We start from the raw sequence: 24360 nt of genomic DNA on the forward strand, positions 1-24360 counted from the left end.
GTTACTCCTCGGCCGCTCGGGCGGCCGCGACGTGCCGGCGCGCTTCCTCTGGCGTCATCCCGCGGACGCCACACGCACAGGCGAGCAGTTCCGGGTCCCGGAGTTCGTCGACCTGTTCGCGCTCGGCGCGTTCCAGTTCGTCCGCCTCGGCGTCGTAGTCGAAGTACACCCGATAATTGACCTGTGTGACCCCCTCGATCCGGTGGTCCGCGCCGGGGTCGGGGTCGGCGATGGCCTCGGCGTGTTCTGCTTGCATCGTCTCTTTCCACTCCTGGAGGCTGGCTTCGGGATCTCGCTCGTCGGTCATGTCCGGTCGCTCGCGCCCGACCGGCAAAAGCCCGGTGTCACCGCCGCGAGCGCTATCCGTCCGGACGGCGTAGGCCGACCATGCGAATCGGTATCATCGGGACCGGCAGCGTCGGAACGGCACTGGCCACTGGCTTCGCCGAGACGGGTCACGACGTGGTCCTCGGCTCGCGGTCGCCCGCGGACGCGACTGGACCGGCGGGCGTGTCCGTCGACTCCCAGCGGGCCGCGGCCGCCCACGGCGAAGTGGTCGTGCTGGCGGTCCCCGGCGGCGCCGCCCCGAAGTCGCGGCCGGCCTGGCCGACGAACTGGCAGGCACGACGCTGGTCGACGCCACGAACGAGTACCCCGAACCGACCGCGGACCGGTCGCTCGCCGAGCGGATCGCCGACGCCGCCCCCGAGGCCCGCGTCGTCAAGGCGTTCAACACTATCGGCGCCAACCGGATGACAGATCCCGTGATCGACGGCGAGCGGGCGACGATGTTCGTGGCCGGCAGCGGCACCGACACCGTGGCCGACCTGGCCGCCGACCTCGGGTTCGAGCCGGTGATCGCCGGCGACCTCGGGGCCGCCGACCGGCTGGAACACCTCGCTCGGCTGTGGATCGACCTGAGCCGGGAGTACGGTCGGGACATCGCCTTCCGCTTGTTGCGGGCGTAGCGAGAGACGGATTCCATCGAACCACGCGACCAGTAGGCCCATCCTTTCCCGGCCCGAACTGGTGGCGATGGCAACGACGCCACCCGACGGCGACGACTGGACGGTCCCCGCCGACGGCCAGGTGTGGACACACGGGACGGCAGAGACCAACGGGATACGGCTCCACACGGTGACGGCCGGCCCCGAAGACGGCGAGTTGGTCGTCCTGTTGCACGGCTTCCCGGAGTTCTGGTACGCCTGGCACCACCAGATCGAGCCCCTGGCCGACGCGGGCTACCGGGTCGTGGCGCCGGACCTCCGGGGGTACAACTGTTCGGAGAAACCGACGGGCGTCGCCGCCTACGACATCGACGAACTCGTCGCGGACGTGGCCGGGCTCGTCGAGGGTACCGGCCGCGAGTCAGCACACGTCGTCGGCCACGACTGGGGCGGACTGGTGGCCTGGTACGTCGGCGCGCGCCGACCGGACGTGGTCGACCGGCTGGCAGTGTTGAACGCGCCACACCCCTCGGCGTACGAGCGGGCGCTGCGAGCCTCGCCCACACAGCTTCTCAAATCGTGGTACGTGTTCTTCTTCCAGCTCCCGGTGGTTCCCGAGGCCGTCCTCCGAGCCCGTGACTACCGGGCGCTCGACGGGCTGTTGACCGACCAGCCCGTCACCCCCGGCGCGTTCAGCGAGACGGATATCCGGTACTACAAGACCGCACTGAGCCGGCCCGGTGCACTGACCGCGGCGGTGAACTACTACCGTGCGATGGGTCGCCGGAGCGCCACCCGCACGCTCACGATGCGCGGCGTCGAGGACCTGCGCGTGGCGCGGCCGACGCTGCTACTCTGGGGCGAGCAAGACCGGATGCTCGACGTGTCGCTTTCCGAGGGACTCGACCGGTGGGTGCCCGACATCCAAGTCGAGCGGTTCCCCGACGCGAGCCACTGGGTGCAGTTCGACGCGCCCGAGGACGTGACCGAGCGTCTGCTGGCGTTTCTGCCCCCGGCGTAACTCACGTTCACTCCGACTCCGTGATATCCCGGATCCACGACCGGGCGGCCATCGCCTTCGGGAACCCCAGCGTCGTGGTCGCCAGCACCGCGACGTGGTCCAGCGCCGCGGGGTCGACTCCCTCGTCGAGGGCGCGACGGGTGTGAGAGTGAACCGCGCCCTCGGACTGCGCGCCGACCGCGAGCGCGAGTTTCACGAGCCGTTTCGTCTCGCCGTCGAGCGGGCCGGCCTCCGAACAGGCCTTCCCGAGGTCGGCGTACTGTGTCCAGACCTCGGGATAGGCATCGGCGAAGTCGCTGGCCGTCGCAGGCAGTTCGTCCGTGTCGTCGACCGTATCAGACATGACGGGCGAGTGGTCGAACCGAGGGGTAACAGCGCTTGTGGTACCACACCACACGACCAGTGAGCAGGCTTTTCCCCGGGGGACGCCTCTGGCCGGGCATGAGCGACCTGACGGCGACACTGCACACGACAGAAGGCGACATCGAGATCGAACTGTACGACGAGCGTGCGCCCAAGACCGTCGAGAACTTCGTCGGTCTGGCGGAGGGCGCGAACGACTACGAGGGGACCGAGGTCGGCCGTGGCACCGGCGCCTGGGAGGACCCCGAGAGCGGCGAGAAGCGCATCGACCCCCTCTATACGGACATCGAGATCCACCGGATCATCGACGACTTCATGATCCAGATGGGCGACCCGACCGGCACCGGCCGGGGTGGCCCGGGCTACCAGTTCGACGACGAGTTCCACGACGACCTGACTCACGACGGCGCTGGCGTCGTCAGCATGGCCAACGCCGGCCCGAACACCAACGGCTCGCAGTTCTTCATCACGCTGGACGCCCAGCCCCACCTCGACGGGAAACACGCCGTCTTCGGCCGCGTGGTCGACGGGATGGATGTCGTCGAGGCGATCGGGAACGCCGACACGGACCGCAACGACGCACCCAAATCGGAACTGCTGCTCGAATCCGTCGACATCGACCAGTAATCAGCCCCAGTCCGGGCTGGACCCGCCGGTCTTGCCGGCCCGCGAGAGCCGTTTTCTGAGGTAGCGTGCGACCGGGAACAGCCGTTCGGTCACCCGATCGGAGACGCCCGTCTGGCTGGCGTAGACGAGTACCGGCACGTCACGCTCGGCGGCCAGCGCGACGACTTCGTCGGGCGTGCTACCGAACAGCGCCTGTCGCAGCCAGCGGTCCCGCGAGGCCCCGATGATCAACACGCCGCCGTTGTCGGCGGCCGTCTCGACCAGGCCGTCGGCGACCGACCCGGCGGTGACGTTGTGGACCTGCGTGGTCTCGACGCCCTCCAGCGCGTCCATCGTCACACCCGATGTCTCGTCGGTCCCGCGTTCGCCGGCCGAGACGTTGATCAGGTGGAGTTCGCTCCCGTGCTGACCCAGCGCGTTCACGAGCGGGAGCAGCGCTTTGTGATGTGGCCCGCCGCCCGCGCCGATGTTGATGACATCCAGATCGGCCTCGTCGACGGTCTTGTCGGCGAAGAACACGTCACAGGGCGCTTCCCGCTCGACGGTCTCGGTGACCTCTCGATGGCGCTCGGGATAGCCCATCAACACGAGGTCGGCCTCGTCGTCCCGGGCCGTCTGGAGGATGTCGAAGGCGATGTCGCGGCAGGTGTGGCCCTCGACGAGGTAGTCCACGTCGATGTCGGTGCTGGCCAGTTCGTCCTGGATGCGCTCGGTCCGGGCGCGGGCCGTGTCCTGGACCGTCTCCCAGGGAGTCTGGTCGGGGATCTGAGTGACGTTCAGGACGTGGACGACGGCCTCCTTGTCCGAGACGCGGGCAAGCGCCGCGGCGAGGCGGACGTACCGGAGCGTGCGGTCGGGCCGGGCGATCGGAACGAGGACGCGGAACTGCTCGCTCGCCGGGGCCTCCGTCTCGGCTTCCGAGACGATCCCCGACGCGGGTTCCTCGCCGGGTTCGGGTGGGACGACCCGCTTGACGAGTTCCGCCTGGTCGGGGGCGCCGCCCCAGACGAGGTACGCCACGACCAGGGCAGCCGTCAGGACCAGCCCCGCGACGACGCCTTTGGGCGGGAGGTTGTAGATCAGCCCAAGGTTCGCGAGGACGCCGACGACCGGGACGAGTGGGACCCCCGGAACCCGAAAGCCCCGCGTGATGTCGGGGAACTTCCGGCGGGAGAAGACGAGCGCGACGTTGACGACCGCGAGCGGGAGGAGGAGGTTCAGCGTCGCGAACCCGGTCAGCGGCGTCAGCCCGAGCGTGAGCCCGATCGGCGCGCCCAGACCACCCTCGGCCGGGAAGACGCCGATGAAGAGGACGATGAGCGCGACGATGGTCGCCGTCGCCGTCATCACGCTCCAGAACGGCGTGCCGTACTCCCGGTGGATGCGTGCGAACCGCCGTGGGGCCTGACCCTGTCGGCCCATCAGCGAGCCGATGCTGCTCGCGGCCAGGATCGACGCGTTCGAGGCAGACACCATCGAGAAGATGGCGCCGGCGACGATGAGCGACTCGCCGATGCTCCCGAGGAAGCCCGCGGCGACCCGGCCCATCGCCGTCTCGCCCTGCTCGGCGATGACCTCCGGCGGGACCGGGGAGTTGACCATCGCGACGATGACAAGCGCGTAGAGGATCGTGACCGTCACCATGCTGGCCGCGATTGCCCGGGGGACCGTCCGCTGGGGGTCGATGATCTCGCCGGCACTGGCCGCGATCGCGGAGAAGCCGAAGAACGTGATGAAAGCCAGCGCCGAGATGGTGAGGATACCGACCGCGTCGCCGCCGAAGCTGCCGGCAAAGGTCGAGACGGCGGTGCCGGGCCCGCGGAAGGCGAAGGCGCCGCCGATAAAAGCAAAGAGGACGGCCACCTTCGCGCCGGTGACGATCAACTGGAAGCCGCCGCTCTCCTCGGTCCCGCGGGCGTTGAGCACGCCGAGCAACAGGGCCGCGACGACCCCGGTCGTCCCGTGGGGGAGGACGTGGAGCCACTCGGGCAGGACGAACTCGAAGAACCACTCGTCCATCGTCGCCAGGTAGAACGCCGTCGTCCCGGTGTAACCCAAGAAGAGCGACATCCCGATGGCGTAGGTCAGCAGGTCCCGGTCCTCGAAGGTCCGGGAACAGAAGAGATAGCCCCCGCCGTTCTCGGAGTAGACCGACGCGAACTCGGAGTAGGCCGCCGCGGTGACGCCGGCGACCAGCGCGGCGATGACGAACGCGATCACCGCGCTCGACCCGATGGCGGCGACCGCCGTCCCGGACAGAGAGAAGATCCCGGCCGCGATCATGGTCCCGAGGCCGATGGCGAAGGCGATCTTGAAATCCAGGGTTCGGGTGTGCTCGACCATTCGTTGGAACAGCGGTTGTTTCAGTTCGCTTGTAACTGTGTCGCTTCCACGAACGAACCGTGAGCGGGCCGGAACGGCCCTGTCGAACCGCTCGACCGAGCGCGCTCCCGGGCGTCATGCACTGGACAGGCGCGTGTGCCGACGACCCCACGGTTGCGGTTCCGACCCGGGTGCGGCCGGAAACAGGGGTATCCGCCTTCGCTCGGGGACCGACCCCAGAGTGAGCGTCCCCGTTGGTAGGACGTTTTTACGTCCGCCAGCCGGTTCCCTCGCATGAAGCAGTCTGACGATATCGGCGTTACGCTCGGACGGGTTCGGAAGTGGTTGCTCAGCGGTGCCGCGCTGACGATTCCGCTCGTGATCACGATACTCGTCCTGGGAGTGGTCGTGAACTTCCTGTTCAACGTCGTCTCGCCGGTCGTGACGCTGGTCGAGATAATCCCCGGGGTGACACCCGTCGTCGAGGGTTTTCTCATCCAGCTCACCAGTCTCCTCTCACTGCTCGGTCTCGTGATCGCGATCGGTGCCGTCGCCGACCTGACCGAGGACAACTACGCGCCGACGTTTCACTCGGCGGTCGAGGCGGTCCCCGTCGCCGGAGATGTCTACCGCAGCTTTCGCCGGATGAGCGACGTGTTCGTCGAGAGTGACATCGAGACCTTCCGGGACGTGAAACTCGTGGAGTTCCCCCACGAAGGGGCGTACTCGATCGCCTTCGTCACCGCGGACACGCCGGGGAAGATCCAGGCCGCGGCGGGCGAGATCGAGATGCAGACGCTGTTCGTGCCGCTGGCGCCGAACCCGGTGATGGGTGGCTTTCTCGTCAACTTCACGGCCGAACAGATCCACGAGGTCGACCTCACCGTCGAGGAAGCGGTGCAATCGATCGTCACGAGCGGTGTCTCCGTCGAGGTCGCCGACCGCGACCGCGACCGGCCGATGTCGATGGACGAACTCAGCGACATGACGATGGATCCGATCAACGACGCGTTCGACGGCGACCGGGCGACGGACGAGGACAGAGAGCCGTGATGCCGGCCCGTACCGACGCGATCGGGTTCCGGCGGATCGTCCCATCGCTGTCACAGTCCCCGTGGTGACAGAGCCCGCAGACACACGGCCGAGCCAGTCGAGACAACTGATTTATCCGCTCGCCGCCACCCGTCCGGTAGTGGCACACATCGAGCGACTCACCGTCTATCCGGTCAAGGCACTGGACGGCATGGACCGCGAGGAGAGCGAGATACTGCCGGGCGGGACCCTCGCGTTCGACCGCGAGTTCGCCCTCCACGACGCCGACGGGGCGGCCTACAACGGGAAACAGGCCGCCGCGGTCCACGACCTGTCGACGGCGTTCGAGCCGGCGACCCGGGGGCTGACGGTCGATGCACCCGACGAGCGCCAGGAGTTCGCGCTCGGAACCGAGGACGGCCGAGCGCGGGCGGGTGCGTGGTTCAGCGACTTCTTCGGCGTCGACCTGACCGTCGTCCGTGACACCGACCGCGGCTACGTCGACCGCCGTGAGATGGGGCCGTCGGTGATCAGCACGGCCACGCTGGAGACGGTCGCCTCGTGGTTCGCGGACGTGACCGTCGACGGTGCGCGGCGGCGCCTGCGTGCGAACATCGAGGTCGGCGGAGTGCCGGCGTTCTGGGAGGACCGCTTCGTCGGGGCCGACGCGCCGGCGTTCGAGGCCGGCGGCGTCCGGATCGAGGGCGTGACCCCCTGTGGCCGCTGTGTCGTCCCGGAGCGAGACCCCGATACAGGCGAGCCCACACCGGAGTTCCGCGAGCAGTTCGTCCGGCGCCGCCGGGAGACGTTTCCCGACTGGGCCGACCGGGACGCGTTCGATCACTTCTACACGCTGATGCTCATCGCCCGGATTCCCGAGCGCGACCGCGGGAAGACGATCGCTGTCGGCGACGAAGTCGAGGTCGTCGACGGGTAGCCAGCCCGCTCCCAGCGGTCAGTCGTCCTCGACGGCGACGATCTGTCGATCGGGGAGCGATGGGTCCGGTTCTCTGCCCAGCGTGAGCAGCCGCTCCGTCCGCGTGAGTTCCTCGGCGCTGGGGTTCGGTTTGTCGATCCCCTGGTAGTCGACGACGATGCCGTCCTCGCCAGCCGTCATGCGGACGGCACAGAGCTGGTACGACGGGTAAAACACCGGTGGAAGCCGGCCGGCGATAACGTCCCGGCGGTGGAGGCGCTTCAGCCACGTACCGGTGTTGACGAGCAGTCGCCCGTCGACCTCGGTCGTCCGTGGCCGGTGTGTGTGCCCGTAGCAGTAGATCGCCGTCTCGGGGTGTTCGTCGAACACCTCCCTGGCGGCGTCTTCGTACGGCTCACTGGGATCGACAGTCAGGTCGGTCTCGAAGACACCGAACCGGTCGATCGTCTTCCTGGCATCCCGTATCAGGAACGAGACGGGGATACCGACGATCAACAGCAGGCCGGCGATCGTGACGTTGACCGACAGTATCAGGTACACCGTCGCGCCGGCCTGACCGAACTGTCCCAGGAACGCCTCGGTCTGGGTGACCGGGAGCGACCAGAGCCCCACGAGATCCAATCCGGCGAGGACCGCGAGGACCGCACTGACGTTGAACAGGAACAGGAACGGGATCGCGGCGTACCGGATCAAGGGGTTCATCTCGCGGTAGAAGTACTTCGAGACGATCCAGTTGGGCATCCGTTCGGTCGGCGTCACCGCCTGTACGTCTTTCAGCCAGTTGAACCGCCCCCGGTCGGAGAGCTTCCCGGCTCGACTGGTCACGAGCGTGTTGTAGTAGTAGCCAAGCGGCGTCGCGTCCGGATTCCCGAAGTCCTCGATCCGGTTGTTCGGGTCCTGTTGGTGGCCGTGTTCGAACCAGATCGTCCGATCGCCGACCGGCCGGGTGGTCGATTCTGTCTGCACCAGTTCGACGTTGTACTCGGCGAACCGCTCGACGTACTCGTCGTAGGCCGCCAACTCGTGGTCGTGGTTCCCGGGAAGCAGTGTAATCGGGATCGCCTCACCGGTCGCCCGGAGTTGTTCGAACAGTTCGGGATACGTCTCGACGAGGATGTCGAACTTCTCGGGCCCGTCGGCCCCGGTAAACTCCCAGAGGCCGAAGGCGTCACCGTTGATGAGCAGCTCCGCGTCCTCGTCGGTCGTCTCCAGTCGCTCCAGAAAGGCCAGGAGTTCGTCGAGGAACTCGACGTGTTCCAGTTGCTCGTCGCCGCCGATGTGGAGGTCACTGATGACGTAGTAGACCGCATCGTCGGCCGCGTCTGGCATTGTCCGTCTCTTTTTTCCGACGGTAATAGGTGTTGTCACGGCGCCGTCGGCCCCGGAACCGGACCCAGCCGTGTGGCCGCCGTCGAGTCGACAGTGGGACGGCGACTGACCGCGCCCAACCGACAGCGGAAAGAGCGTCGACCGCCAACCGGCGTGCATGGCAGACGAAGACGGTCCCGTGGACCCCAGCGAGTTCGGGGACCAGGACGGTCCCCCGATCGAGGACAAGCCGTACAAGATCATCTTCGAGGCAAACAAGTGCTTCGGCGCGGGCAAGTGCGCGGAGGTCTCGGAGACGTGGTCGCTGGATCTGGATACCGGCATCGCCAGGCCCGAGACCTACTACATCGACGAGGCCGACCTCGACCACAACGTCGCCGCCGCGGAGGTCTGTCCGGCCAAGAAAGACCGCGGCGTGATCCACGTCGTCGACCGCCGGACGAACGAGGAGATCGCCCCCGACCCCAACGGCGACGGGACGCTCTCGGTCGACTGGTAACCGAAACCCGTTTTCCCGAGGGGCGTAGAGAGGGGACTGGGCGAGGGTAGCCGAGCTTGGCCAAAGGCGGTGGGCTTAAGACCCGCTCCCGTAGGGGTCCATGGGTTCGAATCCCATCCCTCGCATTTTCCGACTCGAACGGACGTGAGAGTCGTGAAAATCTAACCGATGGGATTCGAAGTACGGAAACGCGAGCGAAGCGAGCGTTTGCATCGGGTTCGAATCCCATCCCTCGCATGAGTGCGCGGCGCGGTTCCGCGCCGCGCCGAATCGTCTGGATGGCGATTCGAACTACGGCAGACCGAACGCAGTGAGGTCTGGCATCGAGTGAGAATCCCATCCCTCGCATTTTGCGGCGAACAGATCGTGAGCCGCAACTACAGTTGTTTGGGATAGTCCGGTCACGTTGTGTTGCTACCGAATGCTCTGTCCAAAATTGGAGTGATGATTACAAACCCGAGGAAGATTGTGATTACGTACGAGATGGAATTGAGGGCAATCGTAAGCGGATCAGCAATACCGTCGATAGAGATGTTGTAAAGCGTGAAGATCACCGCAGCGACCACGGCGTTTGGGAGGTGAGCGGAGATTAATTCTCGTAATTCCATGTAAAACATTGCCCACCGTTGTTTCAAATATTTGTCAGTTAGAGCTAAATCGGCAAACAGATGTGAGGGGAACTCGATACACTCTTAGCTTTTATTTTATGTTTTATATAGTACTATTAGTACTATCCGGGTGCTGTATTGGTCCTCTGTATCTCGCACACCAGTTCTATCGGGTCTGGAGGGAGTCAACAGGGCCCATCCCTCGCGTCTTCCGACCCGAACAGATGAGAGGCGTGAAGATCCACCCGATGTCGATTCGAGACACGAGAGACCCGACGCAGTGAGGTCTGGCATCGGGTTCGAGCCCCATCCCTCACATCCACGACCGTCTCGTGAGTTGTCGCTTACTCCCAGGACCCACCCAGCAGATAGCCGCCGAAGGCGAGCACCCACAGGACGATCGGATACGCCACCCAGCGTTCGATCCCGCCAGCGCCCAGCGGCGCAAGCGGACTGGGACCGCCGAGGAACAGTCCGTAGACGAAGACGCTGACCAGCACGGTCAGGGAGATGGCGCCGAAGAGGCCACAGAGGAACGAGAACGGCCGGTCGGCGACACGCGCGGAGAGGACGGCGGTGACGCCGCCGCTGAAGAACGTCAGCAGCGCGAACAGGCCGTGCCACGGCGTCACGTTGCCGGGGAAGACACCGACGCCGAACGCGCCGGCCCCGAAGACGGCGAGTGCGACCGGGAAACCACGCCGGTCGGCGGTCCTGGCGACGAAGTAGGCGGCGACCAGAACCAGCGCGCCCGTGGCCAGCATCGTGCTGTTGAAGATCGTCGCCGAGGGCTCGTGCATGATCGGGTTCGGCGGGACCGTCGACCCCAGGTCGCTGATCTCCTGGCGCGTCGAGTAGTCGGGGTAGAGCACTTCGGCGGTGATGATCCCCATGAAACCGACGAACCCCGCGAGGACCAGACTGAACCCTGCGACCGACGCGTCCGGGTAGCCGAGCCGTTCTGAGCGTGTGCGATCGTTCGTGTTGTCCATACTATAGGTACTCGGAGGTAGGGGTTAACAGCTCGGTCCCGTCGGCTATGGACCGGTCGAGCGACGACGCTGGCCTTGGGCACCGATACGACGCGTTTTTCCGGCGCACCGGCCTAGAGACGGCCAATGACCGACGTGCCAGACGACGTTGCGGACGTGTTCGAGCGCCGCGACACCTTCGTCGCGGGCGGTGACGGCTACGCGGTAGAGACGACCAGTTTCGAGGGTCACGTGACCGCGAGCGAGGGCGAGAAGTGGCGGACCGACTACGAGGTGACGGTGCGAGCGCCGACGCTACAGGCCGCGACCGCCGACGAGGTCGGCGGGGCCGTCGCCGGCGGGTGGTTCGACACGTTCGAGCGCCGGCTAGAGGACGCCCCCAAGTCGACGCGGGCAACGGTAGAACTGGACGAGTACACCGTCGAACGCGACGGCGAGGAGGTCGTCGTCACCTATCGGTTCAGCCTGGGCAGCGAGAGCCAGGCCGCCGACGTGGCGAAGGCGTTCGTCGAGTACGTCGAGGGGACCTACGTCGAAGGGATCGTCCCGGGCTACAGCTACGTCGGCGTCGTGGCCGACCTGATGGACTCCGCGAGTACCGGCGGCAGCGAGGGGACTCGCGGCGGGACGCCGCTGTAGCGGAGCCGCGCCGTTTGCTGTTGCGGGGCGGTGCTGTAGCGGGGGCGGTGCGGTGGCCGGGCGGTGCTGTAACGGGGGCGGTGCGGTGGCCGGGCGGTACTGTGGCCGTTCGCGGCCTCCGTGCCGCGAAGACGGGGGAGGGCAGGCTGACCATGGAGCGTACCGCGAGCGAAGCGAGCGGTTTCACGGGACCGAGCGAAGCGACGGTCCCGCCTTTTCCCCACGTTTTTGCGCGGGGGTTGAGGCGAGCGCGCCGCGCTCGCCGAACCCCCGCGTAAAAAGTGGTTGCTAGTCCATCGCGATGTACGTCTGTGTGCTCTCGACCCCGTTGATCCCCTGGATGTGGGTCGCCGCCACGTCCTTGACGGCGGCGGGGCTGTCGACCTGGACCTTCGCGATGAGGTCGACATCGCCGGCGACGATGTGGGCCTCCAGCACCCCCTCGACGGCCTCGATCTCGTCTCGTAGTCGATCGGCGTCTCCCGTGTTCGCTTTGATCATGATGTAGGCAGTAACCATCTTAGGCACCTCCGAGTGCGGTCGCGCGGTCGGTCTCGCCGACGACGAGGCTCCGGACATCCCCGAGGACATCGAAGTCGGCGAGGACGACCAGGCTGTCGTCGAGTTCGAGCGTCTGGTCGGGGTCCGGGACGGCCAGCGGGCCGTCGCCTTTCCCGTGAGCGAGCAGTCGCGATTTGGCGGGTAACTCCAGTTCCGACAGGGAGTACCCACGCATGGGTGAGGAGTCGGTGATCGCCAGTTCGACCAACTGGAGGTTGTGGGCGATATCGGCGACGGCCCGGATGTTCCCCCCCAGGAGCGCGTTCTTGGCGGCGATGGCGCCCAGCCGTTCGGGGTAGATGACCTCGTCGACATCCTGGGCGTAGCGCTTGTAGATCTCCTCGCGGTAGTCCTCGTCGATCCGCATGACGGTGCGACAGCCGTGTTCTTTCGCCACCATGCAGGCGACGAAGTTGTCGTTGAGGTCGCCGGTCAGCGCCGCCAGCGCGTCCGCCGCGCCGAGGTCGGCCTCCCCGAGTGTGTCTTCGAGCGCGCCGTCGCCAGCGATCACCTCGAACCCGGCGTTGCGGGCCCGCTCGACCGCACTGTCGTCGTGCTCGATGAGGACGACCTCGTGGTCGCTCTCACGCAAGACGCGTGCGGTGCGCAGTCCGACGCGACCTGCACCCACGATAACGAATCGCATGTGCTGTCGTATGGCACGGGGGTGGATAAAGCTAGCCCGTCGTGAGGGCCCCGGAAGAGTGGGTGACGACGGGGGGATCGGTGGCTGCGACCGGCGGCGACGTGACACCGCAGCAAACGTTTTTACCATGTGTATCGTTAGCAAGTAATATGGTCGACGCGTTCATCATGCTCAAGACCGACACCGGCAAGTCCGACGAACTCCTGGCGGAGGTTCAGGCACTCCCGGGTATCTCCGAGGCACACATCGTCGCGGGCCAGTACGATATCGTCGCGGAGGCGAGTGGGGAGGTGTACGACGTGATGCAGTCAGTCGCGACGCAGGTCCGGGATATCGAGGGGGTGTTGGACACGCGGACCTACGTCTGCCTGGAGTAGCGACGGCGGGGTTCCGATACGGCAAAGAGTGTCGGTCACCTACTGGTGGTATGGTCGCCGTCGTCGATGTCATCGGACTGCTCGTCATCGTGTTGGCAAACAGCGTGGTGACCGCGCTGATGACACGCTTCTTCCGGGTTCGCCTGGACACCAGGTGGGGGAGTCTCGCCTACGCGGTCCTCCTCTGCCCGGTCGTCATGTTCGTGATCGTCCTCGTGCTCAGTGGCGTGTTCAGTCTCGGCGGAAACCTCGGCAGTCGGTCGCTGGCGCTGTTGGTGACAATCGCCGTACCGCTGGCTGTCGGGATGACCTTCGACTACGTCTGGATGCCCTCGCCCGACGAGGTCGAACTGCCCCAGTCGACGAGCTAGCGTCGCTCCAGGATCGCTTCGCGGACGGCCGCGTAGACCGTCTCCGGCGACTGGGTAGCGTCGACCCGGACGAACCGCTCGGGGTCGTCCTCGACCAGGCGCTCGTAGTTCGTCTGTACGTCCGCGAGGTAGTCTGCGGTCTCGAACTTGTTCGTCGCGCCGCTTCGTCGGGCCGCCGTCTCCGGGTCGAGATCGAGATACACCGTCAGATCCGGGGGCCGGGTCCAGGGTGCGTGGACCTCGCGGACGTACGCGAGTGGATCCGGGAGATCCGTCGCGTCCGCGAGCGTCGCGCCCTGGTACGCGTATCGGGAGTCGCTGTAGCGGTCGGAGACGACGAGTCGCCCCTCGCGCAGCGCCGGGCGGACGGTGTCGGCGAGGTGGGCGGCGTGGTCGGCAGTGTAGAGGAAGAGTTCGGCCAGCGAGTCGGCGTCGGGGTCGTCGATCGAGCGCTGGACCGCCTCGCCGTACCAGCTCTCGGTCGGTTCCCGGGTGAACACGGTATCGGCGGGAACGGCGTCGTCGGCCCGGAGCCGATCCCAGACCGTCGTCTTGCCGGTCCCGTCGAGGCCTTCCAGCGTGACGAGCATACCGTGATGGTACAGTCGGGGGTATGTAAGGACGCCGACCGGGACCGACCCAAACCAGTTGCGCGCCACGCTTATACCGTATCCGAGAGTTGTCACGTGCATGGACGTACTCGTGGCCGGCGGAACCGGCTTCATCGGACAGTACCTGTGTCGAGAACTCGACAGTCGGGGACACGACGTGACCGCGCTGGCACGCAACCCACGCGAAGGGTCGCTGCCGGACGGGGTGACCCGCAAGCAGGGCGATGTCACCGACTACGACAGCATCGAGGGCGCTTTCGAGGGACAGGACGCGGTCGTGTTCCTCGTCGCGCTGTCGCCGCTGTTCAAGCCAAGCGGCGGCGACGGGATGCACGAGCGGGTCCACCTCGGGGGCACCGAGAACTGCGTCAGAGCCGCCGAGGAACACGGCGTCGACCGGTACATGCAGATGAGCGCGCTCGGTGCGGACCCGAACGGCGACACCCACTACATCCGCGCGAAGGGGAAAGCGGAGGGCGTCGTCGAGGACTCCGACCTCGACTGGACGATCATCCGCCCCTCGATCGTCTTCGGCGACGGTGGCGAGTTCGTCAGCTTCACCAAGCAACTCAAGGGGATGTTCGCGCCCGGGCTGCCGCTGTACCCGCTTCCCGCGGGCGGGGACACGATGCGTTTCCAGCCCATCTGGGTCGAGGAGTTCGCCCCGATCCTCGGCGACATCCTCGAAGAGGAGGGCCACGCCGGCCAGACCTACGAGATCGGCGGTCCCGAGATACTCACGCTCCGAGAGGTGACCAACACCGTCTACGACGCCGAAGGCAAGTCGATCACGATCGTCCCGCTCCCGATGCCGATGGCCAAGATCGGACTCACAGTGCTCGGGAACCTGGGCTTCAAGATGGGGAAAGACCAGTACGAGTCGCTGGACTTCGACAACGTCCCCTCGGAGAACGACCTCGAAGCACTGGGTCGTGAGCCGGGTGGTCTGACGACACTCGGCGACTACCTCCGGGGCACCTGACTCCCGAATACCACCGCCGACAGCCCGAGCGACGGGAGGCACGCGTATCGCGACCGGGCTGCCTTCGGGGAGAGTTCGTCAGGGAATATCACACAACCGCGCGTTGCGCCCGTAAACACCCGTTACCGAGGCATCTTGTGCTTCGTGTCCATCAAGAAGGGTTTCATAGTTGAGATTTGGGGAAAAAACTTATACGCGCGATACTGCATACCACTTTTAAGCGGAGTACTCTATAATGAAACTCGCCATGATCGGCTTCGGGCAGGCCGGCGGCAAGATCGTCGATAAATTCCTCGAGTACGACCACAAGACGGGGTCGAACATCGTCCGGTCGGCGGTCGCGGTCAACACGGCCAAGGCCGACCTGCTCGGACTCGAGCGCATTCCCCAGGACAACAGGGTCCTCATCGGGCAGGCACGCGTGAAGGGTCACGGGGTCGGGGCCGACAACGAACTCGGCGCGGAGATCGCCGAGGAGGACATCGACGAGATCCAGGGCGCGATCGACAACATCCCGGTCCACGAGGTCGACGCGTTCCTCATCGTCGCGGGGCTGGGCGGCGGGACCGGCTCGGGCGGGTCGCCGGTACTGGCGAAACACCTCAAGCGGATCTACACGGAACCGGTGTACGGGCTCGGGGTCCTGCCGGGCAGTGACGAGGGCGGGATCTACACCCTCAACGCCGCCCGGTCGTTCCAGACGTTCGTCCGCGAGGTCGACAACCTGCTCGTGTTCGACAACGACGCCTGGCGCCAGACCGGCGAGTCCGTCGAGGGCGGCTACGACCACATCAACGACGAGATCGTCCGCCGGTTCGGCGTCCTCTTTGGCGCCGGCGAGGTGGAGGCGGGCGACAACGTCGCCGAGAGCGTCGTCGACTCCTCCGAGATCATCAACACGCTCGACGGCGGCGGCGTCTCGACCGTGGGGTATGCCGCCGAGGACGTGGAGCTCTCCGGCGGCGGCGGCCTGCTCTCGCGGTTCAAGGGCGGCGACGACGGCATGGACGACGGGCTGGACACGGCCAACACGACCAACCGCATCACCTCGCTGGTCCGGAAGGCCGCGCTGGGTCGGCTGACCCTGCCCTGTGAGATCGACGGGTCAGAGCGGGCGCTGCTCGTGATCGCCGGGCCGCCCGAACACCTCAACCGGAAAGGGATCGAGCGCGGGCGCAAGTGGCTCGAAGAGCAGACCGGATCGATGGAGGTCCGGGGCGGTGACTATCCGACCGAGACGCCGAAAGTCGCGGCGTCGATCCTGCTGTCGGGCGTGCACAACGTACCGCGGATCAAGGAACTCCAGCAGGTCGCGATCGAGGCACAGGACAATATCGACGAGATTCGACAGCAAAGCGAAGACAACTTGACTGACTTGGTGGAAGACGATGAAGATGAACTCGACCCGTTGTTCTAGGGGTATCGCCGCGGTGCTTGGAATCGTGTGTCTGCTCGCCATCGCTGGCCCGGTCAGTGCCTTCACCGTCTCGGCCGACGGCGTGCCCGGCGAGACGGCGGTCGGTGACGAGATCTCGGTCACGTACACCATCGACGACCCGTTCACCGACGCGCCCGACGAGTGGACGCTGGCCGGCGAGACCGGCCTCCAGAACGTCAGCTGGACGGTGACGGTCCTGCGGGCCGGCAACCCGGTCGAGGACGGCGAGACGACCGCCGGCGGCCAGAACTTCACGCGGGACCTGGCGATCGACAACAACGGCGACCAGGTCCGCGTCGAACTGGTCGGGACCGTCCCGGAAGTCGGGAACTACACCTACCAGCCCGAAGAGCAGTTCCTGGTCGCGTCGCTCAGCCGGACGACCGGGGACAACACCCAGGAGTTCCAGAACGACACCGCCCACCACTACACCGAGGACAGCCGGGCGGCCCGTGAAGCGATCGCGAGCGCCCAGCAGGCCGTCGAGAACGCGCCGGGCGACAACAGCGACGCACGGGCCGACATCGACCGCGCGATTTCCGCCTACGAGGGCGAGAACTTCGAGAACGCGATCTCGCTGGCAGAGGAGGCCCAGTCCCAGGCTCAGCAAGCCCAGCAGAGCCAGCAGACCACCCAGACGCTCCTCCTGGTCGGCGGTGCGGTCGTCGTCCTCCTCCTGCTCGGTGGCGGCGTCTACTGGTGGTCCCAGCAGGGCGACGACTACAGCAAGCTGTAGATGCGCGTCGTCGTCCCCGTCTCGGGGTCGGACCCGAAGACCCGCCTCGCAGACGTTCTCGACGCCGACGAGCGCCTGGCCTTTACCGAGGCGATGCTCGGTGACGTGGTCGAGACCCTCGCTGCGGCCGGCCACGCACCCGAGGTCGTCGCGACCGCAGCAGTCGACTGTCCGGCGCCGGTGACCGTCGACGAGCGTCCGCTGGACCCGCTTATCAACGGGCTGCTCGCGGACGCCGCTGGCGCCCTGGCCGTCGTGATGGCAGATCTCCCGCTGCTGAGTGGCGACGCCGTCGAGCGACTGTTCGCACCCGACGCCGACGTGGTGCTGGCCCCGGGACTGGGTGGGGGAACGAACGCCTTCGTCTGTCGGCACCCCGACTTCCGGGTGGACTACCACGGCGCATCGATCCGCGACCACCGGCGGATCGCCCGCGAGATCGGGGCCGATCTTGTCGAGGTGGACTCCCGACGACTGGCGACCGACATCGACGAACCCGCGGACTTGGCGGAGGTGCTGCTACACAGCGACGGCCGGGCGGCCGACTGGCTCGTCGACGCCGGCGTCGAACTCGCCTTCGAGGACGGCCGCGTCGGCGTCACCCGAAACTGAACCCTTTTGGGCGCGGGGCGCCCAGCCCAGGACGTGATTCCCGGCGCCGACGCCTACGACATCGACATCGCGTTCGATCGGCGGGCTGTCGAGCGCCTGCTGTCGATAACGCCCGAAGATGTCGACGCGGCCACGGAGTTCTCGTACTGTCGGAACGTCTTCGTCCCGCTGACGACGGCCTGCCGGTACACCTGCACGTACTGCACCTACTACGACCCGCCCGGCGAGGCCGACCTCATGTCGCCCGAGGAGATCCGCGAGACCTGCCGGCGGGGCGCCGACGCCGGCTGTACGGAGGCGCTGTTCACGTTCGGCGACGACCCGGACGACCGCTACACCGCGGTGTACGACCAACTGGCCGAGTGGGGCCACGAGACGATCCACGAGTATCTGCGAGCGGCCTGCGAGATCGCACTGGGGGAAGGGCTGCTCCCCCACGCGAACCCGGGCGACCAGACCCGCGAGCAGATGGCGACCGTCGCGGGCCTGAACGCCTCGATGGGCGTGATGCTGGAGACGACCGCGGACGTGCAGGCCCACGGCGGGCCGCGGGCGAAGAACCCCGGCCAGCGCCTGGCGACGATCCGGACCGCCGGCGAACTGGGCGTCCCGTTCACGACCGGCATCCTCGTCGGCATCGGCGAGGACTGGCGCGACCGAGCCCAGAGCCTGCTGGCGATCCGCGAGCTAGACGAGCGCTACGGCCACGTCCAGGAGGTGATCGTCCAGCCGGTCGCCGAGAACGAGCGCTGGCGGGACGGCTCACCCGACCTGGCGACGATGCGCCGCGTCACCGCGATGGCGCGGGCGGCCCTGCCCGACTCGGTGTCGGTCCAGGTCCCGCCGAACCTCGCACCGGCACGCGAACTGGTCGACTGCGGGATCGACGATCTGGGCGGCGTCTCGCCCGTGACGGTCGACCACATCAACCCCGACTACGAGTGGCCGGCGCTGGCCGAACTCGACGCTGTCGCCGACCACGCCGGCGTCCCCCTCTCCGAACGACTGCCCGTGTACGACCGCTACGCGACCGACGAGTGGCTCTCCGAACGGATCGAGACGGCGCTGGCCCGCGAGGACGCCCACGGCGAGCGGTTCCGGGCAGTGCTGGAACGCGGCGAGAACCCGGCCGGTCGGCGGGCGTAGCCGCTCGGCGACCGCCGAGCCGAAGTCGTCGGCGACGCGGCGGCTCACTCCAGCAGCGGCGTCCCGTCGGCCGCTGGTCCGAGTTCCGGGCCGACAACGTCGGCGTCGGGGTCGACGACACGGCGCTGTTCGTAGTCCGTCGAGCGCTCGACCGGCGTCCGGCCGATCGCCGAGATCATGTCGGCGTACTCGCGGACCGACCGGAACTCGCCGTACCCCCCGCCGGCGCGTTTCGTGATCTCTTCGGAGAGGATCGTCCCCATGAAGTCGTCGGCGCCACAGGTCAGCATCTTCAGCCCCTGGGCGTCGCCATATTTGACCCAGGAGGACTGGATGTGGATCACGTTGTCGAGGAACAGCCGCGAGACGGCGATCATCAGTTCGTCCTCGTCCCGGCTCGCGCCACCCTCGACCAGCCCCCGCTCGTACAGGGGGGTCTCCTCGTGAACGAACGAGAGGGGGACGAACTCCGTGATCGCGCCCGTCCGGTCCTGGAGCTCTCGAACCCGCTTCAGGTGGAGAAGCCGGTGTTTCGCGTTCTCGACGTGGCCGTACATGATCGTCGCCGTGGTGTCCAGGCCGACGCTTGCGGCCGCTTCCATCGCGTCGAGCCACTCCCCGGAGTCGATCTTGGCCGGGCAGATGACCTCGCGGACCTCGTCGACGAGGATCTCGGCGGCGGTGCCGGGGACGCTGTCCAGGCCGGCCCGCTTCAGCCGGCGGAACACTTCCTCGTAGGACCAGTCGGTCCCCCGGCGGGCGTGGTAGGCCTCCTCGGGCGTCATCGAGTGGACGTGGACGCCGCCGACGTTCATGGCCCGAATCTGCTCGCAGTAGGTGCCGGGGTCGACCTCGTACTCGGCCGGCGAGCGGTAGTTCAGGTCTCCTCGGTCGCTCGCCTCCAGCAGGTCGCGGTGCTCGTCGTCCAGCACGAGCGCCGGGTGGAGCCCGGAGACCGAACAGACCTCGTAGATCCCCCGCTCGACGGCGTCTGCGACGATCTCGCGGGATTCGGCGGGCGTCTTCGTGAACCCGCCGTGGTCGTCCTGGTAGCTCGTCCGGAACTGCTCGGAGCGGTCCTTGAAGTTACAGAACAGACAGCCCGTGTTGCAGGCCGTCGTGACGTTGTTGTTGAGGTTGGCGACGAAGGTCACCTCGTCGCCCACGACCTCGGCCCGCCGGCGGTCGGCGGCCTCTAACACCTGTTCCTTGCGCCGGGGGTCGATCCCGTCGCGGTCGGTCCCGGTCGTGATGAGTTCGACGCCGTCGGCGACGGTCAGCCGGTCCCCGTCGCGTGCCTTCGCCAGCGCGTTCTCGAAGGACTGGTCGGTGATCGGCTGGTGGGTGAACTCCAGGTCACCCGTCGTGGCGGCGTCGAAGGCGTCGGACATCTGTCTCCGACTAGGGGCAAGCACTCAAAAGCATGGCGGGACCGGGTGTTCTGGCCAGTATCCTAGGCGGGCAGGACGCCGGTGACGAGCCCGAGGGACTCGACGACGACCCAGCCGACGAAGGCGAGATACGCGCCCAACAGCGCGTATGACTCGACCGTGCTCAACAGCAGGTCGGTCCGGAGCGCGGTGAACAGCAGGATCGTCGCGCCCGTCAGGATCGCGAACATCGGGACGGCCATGGCGAAATCGACCGTCCAGGTCCCGGCGATGAGCACGCCCAGGGGGATCGCAACGAGCAGGTCGAACGTGTTCGAGCCCAGGACGTTCGCCAGCGAGGTGACCCCGCGGTCGTCCTTGGCCGCCCGGAGGCTCACGAGGGTATCGGGGAGCGAGGTCGCCGCCGCCAGGATCGTCACCCCGAGCAGGAACTCCTGGATACCAGCCGCACGGCCGATGACGCCGACGGAGTGGACCAGACTCTCGACGGCGACCAGGATGACGCCAAGCCCCGCGAGCAGGAGGAGCCACTGCCTGCCGACGGCGATGTCGCCACCGTCGTCGGTGGTCTGGTGGTCCGCGGTGTCCTGGTACTGGATGAAGATGTACAGGCCGTACAGGCCAAGCGGCAGCAGTGCCAGCGGGCGGGTCACGTCGCCCGTCAGCGACGGTCCGCCGGGGTAGTAGATCACCGCCATCGCGAAGGTGATGAGCAACACCGACACCGCCAGCATGTAGAACTGGGCCTCCTTGTAGACGAGCGTGCGGTTGGACTCGATGTCGTCCTCGGTGGCGATCCCCGCGACGGCCGGGATCACCAGGATGTTGAAGATCGCCGAGCCCACGATCGCACCGACGCCCAGGGGCATCGATCCCCCGATCGCGGCGACGACGACGGTCGCCAGTTCGGGGAAACTGGAGCCGACGGCGACGACGATCGCTCCCTGGACGACCTGCGGGAGCCCGTAGTACGTCGAGAGCTGTTCGCTCGACGACTCCAGCCAGTCGCTGCCTTTCCAGATCGCGAGCGTCGCAGCGACGATGATACCACCCTCGACGAGCAGGTTCGCGGCCATCATCCGAGGCGTCGGCGTGGGCCACCAAAACCGTTCGGACCGAGAGTATGAGAAACGTCTTTGTGCCCGCCGCGAAACCCCCCGCCAATGACGAGCGTCAAGGACTTCCGTATCGACGAGCCCGCGACAACAGCAGACCTGGGCCGCGGGGCCTTCGTCTTCACCGACGACTACTCGGTGTTCGACTGGGGGAAGATGCCCAACCAGATCCCCGAGAAGGGCGCCACGCTGTGTACGATGGGCGCGTTCAACTTCCAGTTGCTAGAGGAGAACCACATCCCGACCCACTACGAGGGCGTCCGGCTGCCCGGCCACGAGGGGACACTCGACCTCGGAGAGGCCCTCTCGACCGGGACCGCACCCGAAGAGATGGTCATCTCGCTCACCCAGGTTCCCGACCTCCCCTTCGAAGGCAGGAGCTACGACTACGACGCCTACCACGCCGACGCCGGCGAGAACTACCTGATCCCCCTGGAGATCGTCTTCCGCAACCGCGTCCCCGTGGGGTCGTCGCTGCGCTCCCGGACCGACCCCGCCGACCACGGTCTCGACTCCGAGGCGTGGCCCGACGAGCCAGTCGACCTCGACCGGCCAATCGTCGAGTTCTCGACGAAGTACGAGGAACAGGACCGCTATCTCGACCGCGAGGAGGCCGACCGGATCGCCGGCGTCGCCGACATCGACCAGCTGGAAGAGCTGGCCCGGGCGGTGAACCACATCGTCACGCGCCAGGCCCAGGAGGCCGATCTGGTCCACGAAGACGGCAAGATCGAGTGTCTCTACCACGATGGCCAGATCCGCATCGCCGACGTGGTCGGCACCTTCGACGAGAATCGCTTCTCCTACGACGGCCAGCAGGTCTCGAAGGAGGTCGTCCGCCAGTACCACAAGCGGACCCAACCGGAGTGGGTCGCGGCCGTCGGCGAGGCCAAAGAGCGCGCGAGCGAGGAGGGCGTCGCCGACTGGAAGTCCCTCTGTGAGGTGTCCCCACAGCCGCTGGACCGGTCGGTGATCGACGCGATGCGGGACCTCTACTGTGCCGGGACGAACGCCTACGTCGACGGGGCGGTCTTCGACGCTCCGTCACTGGACGCCGCCGTCGACGCCGTCCGGGATCTCTGAACCGACAGCCGACCCCAGTCGTCCGGGAGCGGAACTCCCAGCGAACTGCAAACGGTGCGTGACTCATCGGCACGGCAGAGATGCGCTTTTATTCGCTTCGCGAAAATCCAGCCCCGTGACACTCCCGAACTTCGACGGAAAGCACGACGCTGAGGCGGTGTTTCGGCCCGGCGATCTGCTTCCACCGCCCGAAGAGCGTCCGGAGTTGCCGCCCGCCCTCGTGCTCTGCTACCAGGATCACTTCTTCGAGCACGTCGTCGAGACGTACACGGACGGAGAGGAGTTGACCGATGTCGGTGGCGTGAGCGGCCGTATCTACCGAGTGACCGACCAGGTCGCAGTGGCCGGTGACTTCGGCATCGGCTCGGCGGTGACGGCCGGGCTCATAGACGAGAAAGCCGCACTCGGAGTCGAGACGGTCTGTATCCTCGGCGGTGCGGGCTGCCTCGATCCGTCGGTCCCGCCCGAGGAAGCGATCCTCCCCACCCGCGCGATCCGTGACGACGGCGCGTCCTATCACTATCTCCCGCCCGAGGCCCCCGCAGAGCCGACCCCGGCGCTCGTCGACGAACTCGCGCGAGCCATCGGTGACGCAACGATCCCCGTCCACCGTGGGCCGACCTGGACGATAGAGGCGTTCTTCCGCGAGACCGTCCCCGAAGTCGAACACTACGCCAGTGAGGGCGTCCTCACCGTCGAGATGGAGGCCGCGACGCTGTTCGCCGTCGCCGGAGCGCTCGGGATGGACGCCGCTGCCGTCTTCGCGATCGGAGATTACGTCACCGCCACGGAACGCGAGGTACCCGACGCGAGTCTCGACCTGCTGCGTGATCTGTTCGAACCGACGGTCGCGGCGCTCTGCGAACACGTCCGAACGTAATCCACGTCTCTCGACACCATCGAAAATACAGGTCGCCTTCTTCGAGGCTCCGCGCTAGTCGTCGGCTTCGGCTTCCGGCTCGTCGTCCTGCTCGGCGACGAAGTCTCCCAGCCCGTCGATAGGGCGGTCGGGGTTGAGATCGTCGAGGTCCTCGGGTGCGCCAAGCTGGGCCTGGACATCGTCGTCGCGGAGCTTCGTCCGGCCGCGGTGGACGGTGACCTCGTCGTTGAGATGCAGGCGGATCGCCTCCAGCAGCGCCTCGGCTTCGAGGGGCTGGCCCATCTTCTGGAGGTCCTCCTCGGTGGCGTCGTCGGGCACGTTAAAGGCCCGCTGGGTGATGATCGGCCCCTGGTCGAGGTCGGTCGTCACGTAGTGGGCGGTGACACCCGCGATGCGGACGCCCTCCTCGATGGCCTGCATGTACGCCGACGCGCCGGGGAAGGAGGGGAGCAGGCTCGGGTGGACGTTGATGATCCGGCTCTCGTAGCGGAAGACGACATCGGGCGAGAGGATGCGCATGTAGCGGGCCAGGACGATGAGGTCGGCGTCGTAGTCCGCCAGCAGGTCCAGCAGTTCGCCCTCGTCTGGCGTCCCCTTCTCGTCGCCGATGTCGTGGAAGGGAACGTCGTACTTCTCGGCGAGGGGCTGGAGGTCGCTGTGGTTCCCGATGACGACTTCGATGTCGGCCCCCAGGTCGCCGTTGGCCCAGGACTCGAAGAGGGCTTCGAGACAGTGAGACTCCTTGGTCACGAGGACGGCGATCGACTGTGTCTCGCGGTCGGCCGGGAACCGGACCTGTACGTCGACACCCAGTTCCTCGCCCAGTTCGGTGAGATCTTCTCGGAGTTTCTCTTCGGTTGTCACCATCTCGTTGGTGTCGACGTGCATCGTCATCCGGAAGACCCCGTCCCGGACGGCCTGGTCGAGGTCCTCGATGTTGATGCTGCGTTCGAACAGCAGGCTGGTCACCTCGGCGATGAGACCGGTGTCGTCGTCGCCGACCACCGTGATCTCGGTGAAACCGCGGGTCACGGCCACCACCTCCGGACGGATACACTCATTGTCCCGCCTTGGACGGGCGCGGTGCAAAAGCCT

The 24360-nt window shown here is 66.9% G+C and carries 28 protein-coding genes and 1 tRNA gene; 18 read left to right on the top strand and 11 right to left on the bottom strand.

Annotation, left to right across the window (positions count from 1 at the left end; genetic code table 11):
- Position 1 precedes the first annotated feature (1 nt).
- Complete coding sequence (locus P1L40_RS05205) at positions 2-307, bottom strand: hypothetical protein (protein WP_284010265.1); 306 nt, start codon at positions 305-307, stop codon at positions 2-4.
- Between the two features lie 80 nt (positions 308-387).
- On the opposite strand from P1L40_RS05205, the gene P1L40_RS05210 reads away from it, so the two are divergent.
- From P1L40_RS05210 to P1L40_RS05220, 3 genes are all read left to right on the top strand, one after another.
- Complete coding sequence (locus P1L40_RS05210; RefSeq protein ID WP_284010266.1) at positions 388-756, top strand: NAD(P)-binding domain-containing protein; 369 nt, start codon at positions 388-390, stop codon at positions 754-756.
- Positions 753-968, top strand: coding sequence for an NAD(P)-binding domain-containing protein (locus tag P1L40_RS05215; RefSeq protein WP_284010267.1), 216 nt, complete (start codon positions 753-755; stop codon positions 966-968). The genes P1L40_RS05210 and P1L40_RS05215 overlap by 4 nt, the downstream gene beginning before the upstream one ends.
- Before the next feature lie 67 nt (positions 969-1035).
- Positions 1036-1968, top strand: coding sequence for an alpha/beta fold hydrolase (locus P1L40_RS05220; RefSeq protein ID WP_284010268.1), 933 nt, complete (start codon positions 1036-1038; stop codon positions 1966-1968).
- 7 nt (positions 1969-1975) lie between these two features.
- Here P1L40_RS05220 and P1L40_RS05225 read toward each other — a convergent pair whose 3' ends face one another.
- Positions 1976-2311, bottom strand: a complete 336-nt coding sequence (locus tag P1L40_RS05225) for a carboxymuconolactone decarboxylase family protein (RefSeq protein WP_284010269.1) — start codon at positions 2309-2311, stop codon at positions 1976-1978.
- Between the two features lie 98 nt (positions 2312-2409).
- Between P1L40_RS05225 and P1L40_RS05230 the strand changes: the two genes are divergently transcribed.
- Positions 2410-2958 carry a peptidylprolyl isomerase gene (locus tag P1L40_RS05230; RefSeq protein ID WP_284010270.1) on the top strand — a complete coding sequence of 183 codons (549 nt, stop codon included), beginning with the start codon at positions 2410-2412 and terminating at the stop codon, positions 2956-2958.
- Here P1L40_RS05230 and P1L40_RS05235 read toward each other — a convergent pair whose 3' ends face one another.
- Positions 2959-5301, bottom strand: a complete 2343-nt coding sequence (locus tag P1L40_RS05235) for an amino acid permease (RefSeq protein WP_284010271.1) — start codon at positions 5299-5301, stop codon at positions 2959-2961.
- A 273-nt stretch (positions 5302-5574) separates the two neighbouring features.
- On the opposite strand from P1L40_RS05235, the gene P1L40_RS05240 reads away from it, so the two are divergent.
- Together P1L40_RS05240 and P1L40_RS05245 are read left to right on the top strand one after the other, a co-directional pair.
- A complete protein-coding gene (locus P1L40_RS05240) occupies positions 5575-6333 on the top strand; it encodes a DUF502 domain-containing protein (protein WP_284010272.1) in 759 nt (252 codons plus the stop codon).
- A 139-nt stretch (positions 6334-6472) separates the two neighbouring features.
- Positions 6473-7249 (top strand): MOSC domain-containing protein, encoded by a 777-nt coding sequence (locus P1L40_RS05245; RefSeq protein WP_284010273.1) that lies wholly within the window; start codon positions 6473-6475, stop codon positions 7247-7249.
- An 18-nt stretch (positions 7250-7267) separates the two neighbouring features.
- Here P1L40_RS05245 and P1L40_RS05250 read toward each other — a convergent pair whose 3' ends face one another.
- Complete coding sequence (locus P1L40_RS05250; protein WP_284010274.1) at positions 7268-8578, bottom strand: metallophosphoesterase; 1311 nt, start codon at positions 8576-8578, stop codon at positions 7268-7270.
- Between the two features lie 157 nt (positions 8579-8735).
- Here P1L40_RS05250 and P1L40_RS05255 point away from each other — a divergent pair, with 157 nt between their 5' ends.
- The gene (locus P1L40_RS05255) at positions 8736-9077 is read left to right on the top strand and encodes a ferredoxin (protein WP_284010275.1); all 342 of its coding nucleotides are present in this window, start codon (positions 8736-8738) and stop codon (positions 9075-9077) included.
- Between the two features lie 40 nt (positions 9078-9117).
- A tRNA-Leu gene (locus P1L40_RS05260) sits at positions 9118-9202 on the top strand.
- An 827-nt stretch (positions 9203-10029) separates the two neighbouring features.
- Here the strand turns inward: P1L40_RS05260 and P1L40_RS05265 are convergent.
- A complete protein-coding gene (locus P1L40_RS05265; RefSeq protein ID WP_284010276.1) occupies positions 10030-10677 on the bottom strand; it encodes a DUF998 domain-containing protein in 648 nt (215 codons plus the stop codon).
- 126 nt (positions 10678-10803) lie between these two features.
- Here P1L40_RS05265 and P1L40_RS05270 point away from each other — a divergent pair, with 126 nt between their 5' ends.
- Complete coding sequence (locus tag P1L40_RS05270; RefSeq protein WP_284010277.1) at positions 10804-11316, top strand: DUF5813 family protein; 513 nt, start codon at positions 10804-10806, stop codon at positions 11314-11316.
- A gap of 288 nt (positions 11317-11604) precedes the next feature.
- On the opposite strand, the gene P1L40_RS05275 is transcribed toward P1L40_RS05270, so the two are convergent.
- Positions 11605-11835, bottom strand: coding sequence for an Lrp/AsnC family transcriptional regulator (locus P1L40_RS05275; RefSeq protein ID WP_284010278.1), 231 nt, complete (start codon positions 11833-11835; stop codon positions 11605-11607).
- 1 nt (position 11836) lies between these two features.
- Positions 11837-12523, bottom strand: a complete 687-nt coding sequence (locus P1L40_RS05280; protein WP_284010279.1) for a potassium channel family protein — start codon at positions 12521-12523, stop codon at positions 11837-11839.
- 149 nt (positions 12524-12672) lie between these two features.
- On the opposite strand from P1L40_RS05280, the gene P1L40_RS05285 reads away from it, so the two are divergent.
- Both P1L40_RS05285 and P1L40_RS05290 read left to right on the top strand, forming a co-directional pair.
- On the top strand, positions 12673-12900 hold the full coding sequence (locus tag P1L40_RS05285) for an Lrp/AsnC ligand binding domain-containing protein (protein ID WP_284010280.1): 228 nt from the start codon (positions 12673-12675) through the stop codon (positions 12898-12900).
- Between the two features lie 50 nt (positions 12901-12950).
- The gene (locus P1L40_RS05290; protein ID WP_284010281.1) at positions 12951-13271 is read left to right on the top strand and encodes a DUF7991 family protein; all 321 of its coding nucleotides are present in this window, start codon (positions 12951-12953) and stop codon (positions 13269-13271) included.
- On the opposite strand, the gene tmk is transcribed toward P1L40_RS05290, so the two are convergent.
- Entirely contained in the window at positions 13268-13861 is a 594-nt protein-coding gene (tmk, locus tag P1L40_RS05295) for a dTMP kinase (protein WP_284010282.1), read from the bottom strand. The two genes, P1L40_RS05290 and tmk, sit on opposite strands and share 4 nt — an antisense overlap.
- Positions 13862-13961: 100 nt before the next feature.
- On the opposite strand from tmk, the gene P1L40_RS05300 reads away from it, so the two are divergent.
- From P1L40_RS05300 to cofG, 5 genes are all read left to right on the top strand, one after another.
- Entirely contained in the window at positions 13962-14864 is a 903-nt protein-coding gene (locus P1L40_RS05300) for a complex I NDUFA9 subunit family protein (RefSeq protein WP_284010283.1), read from the top strand.
- A gap of 235 nt (positions 14865-15099) precedes the next feature.
- A complete protein-coding gene (locus tag P1L40_RS05305) occupies positions 15100-16281 on the top strand; it encodes a tubulin/FtsZ family protein (RefSeq protein ID WP_284010284.1) in 1182 nt (393 codons plus the stop codon).
- A complete protein-coding gene (locus tag P1L40_RS05310; protein ID WP_284010285.1) occupies positions 16259-17038 on the top strand; it encodes a hypothetical protein in 780 nt (259 codons plus the stop codon). The genes P1L40_RS05305 and P1L40_RS05310 overlap by 23 nt, the downstream gene beginning before the upstream one ends.
- The gene (cofC, locus tag P1L40_RS05315; RefSeq protein WP_284010286.1) at positions 17039-17650 is read left to right on the top strand and encodes a 2-phospho-L-lactate guanylyltransferase; all 612 of its coding nucleotides are present in this window, start codon (positions 17039-17041) and stop codon (positions 17648-17650) included.
- A gap of 33 nt (positions 17651-17683) precedes the next feature.
- Complete coding sequence (cofG, locus tag P1L40_RS05320; RefSeq protein ID WP_284010287.1) at positions 17684-18796, top strand: 7,8-didemethyl-8-hydroxy-5-deazariboflavin synthase subunit CofG; 1113 nt, start codon at positions 17684-17686, stop codon at positions 18794-18796.
- A 44-nt stretch (positions 18797-18840) separates the two neighbouring features.
- On the opposite strand, the gene cofH is transcribed toward cofG, so the two are convergent.
- The gene (gene cofH, locus P1L40_RS05325) at positions 18841-20187 is read right to left on the bottom strand and encodes a 7,8-didemethyl-8-hydroxy-5-deazariboflavin synthase subunit CofH (RefSeq protein WP_284010288.1); all 1347 of its coding nucleotides are present in this window, start codon (positions 20185-20187) and stop codon (positions 18841-18843) included.
- A 62-nt stretch (positions 20188-20249) separates the two neighbouring features.
- Complete coding sequence (locus tag P1L40_RS05330; protein ID WP_284010289.1) at positions 20250-21263, bottom strand: sodium:calcium antiporter; 1014 nt, start codon at positions 21261-21263, stop codon at positions 20250-20252.
- A gap of 87 nt (positions 21264-21350) precedes the next feature.
- Here P1L40_RS05330 and P1L40_RS05335 point away from each other — a divergent pair, with 87 nt between their 5' ends.
- Together P1L40_RS05335 and P1L40_RS05340 are read left to right on the top strand one after the other, a co-directional pair.
- On the top strand, positions 21351-22385 hold the full coding sequence (locus P1L40_RS05335) for a phosphoribosylaminoimidazolesuccinocarboxamide synthase (RefSeq protein WP_284010290.1): 1035 nt from the start codon (positions 21351-21353) through the stop codon (positions 22383-22385).
- Between the two features lie 115 nt (positions 22386-22500).
- Entirely contained in the window at positions 22501-23265 is a 765-nt protein-coding gene (locus tag P1L40_RS05340) for a nucleoside phosphorylase (RefSeq protein ID WP_284010291.1), read from the top strand.
- Between the two features lie 54 nt (positions 23266-23319).
- Here P1L40_RS05340 and P1L40_RS05345 read toward each other — a convergent pair whose 3' ends face one another.
- A complete protein-coding gene (locus P1L40_RS05345) occupies positions 23320-24306 on the bottom strand; it encodes a formyltetrahydrofolate deformylase (protein WP_284010292.1) in 987 nt (328 codons plus the stop codon).
- Between the last annotated feature and the right edge of the window lie 54 nt (positions 24307-24360).

Origin of the sequence: Haloarcula pelagica (genome assembly GCF_030127105.1) — an archaeon.
GTDB classification, from domain to species: Archaea; Halobacteriota; Halobacteria; order Halobacteriales; family Haloarculaceae; genus Haloarcula; species Haloarcula pelagica.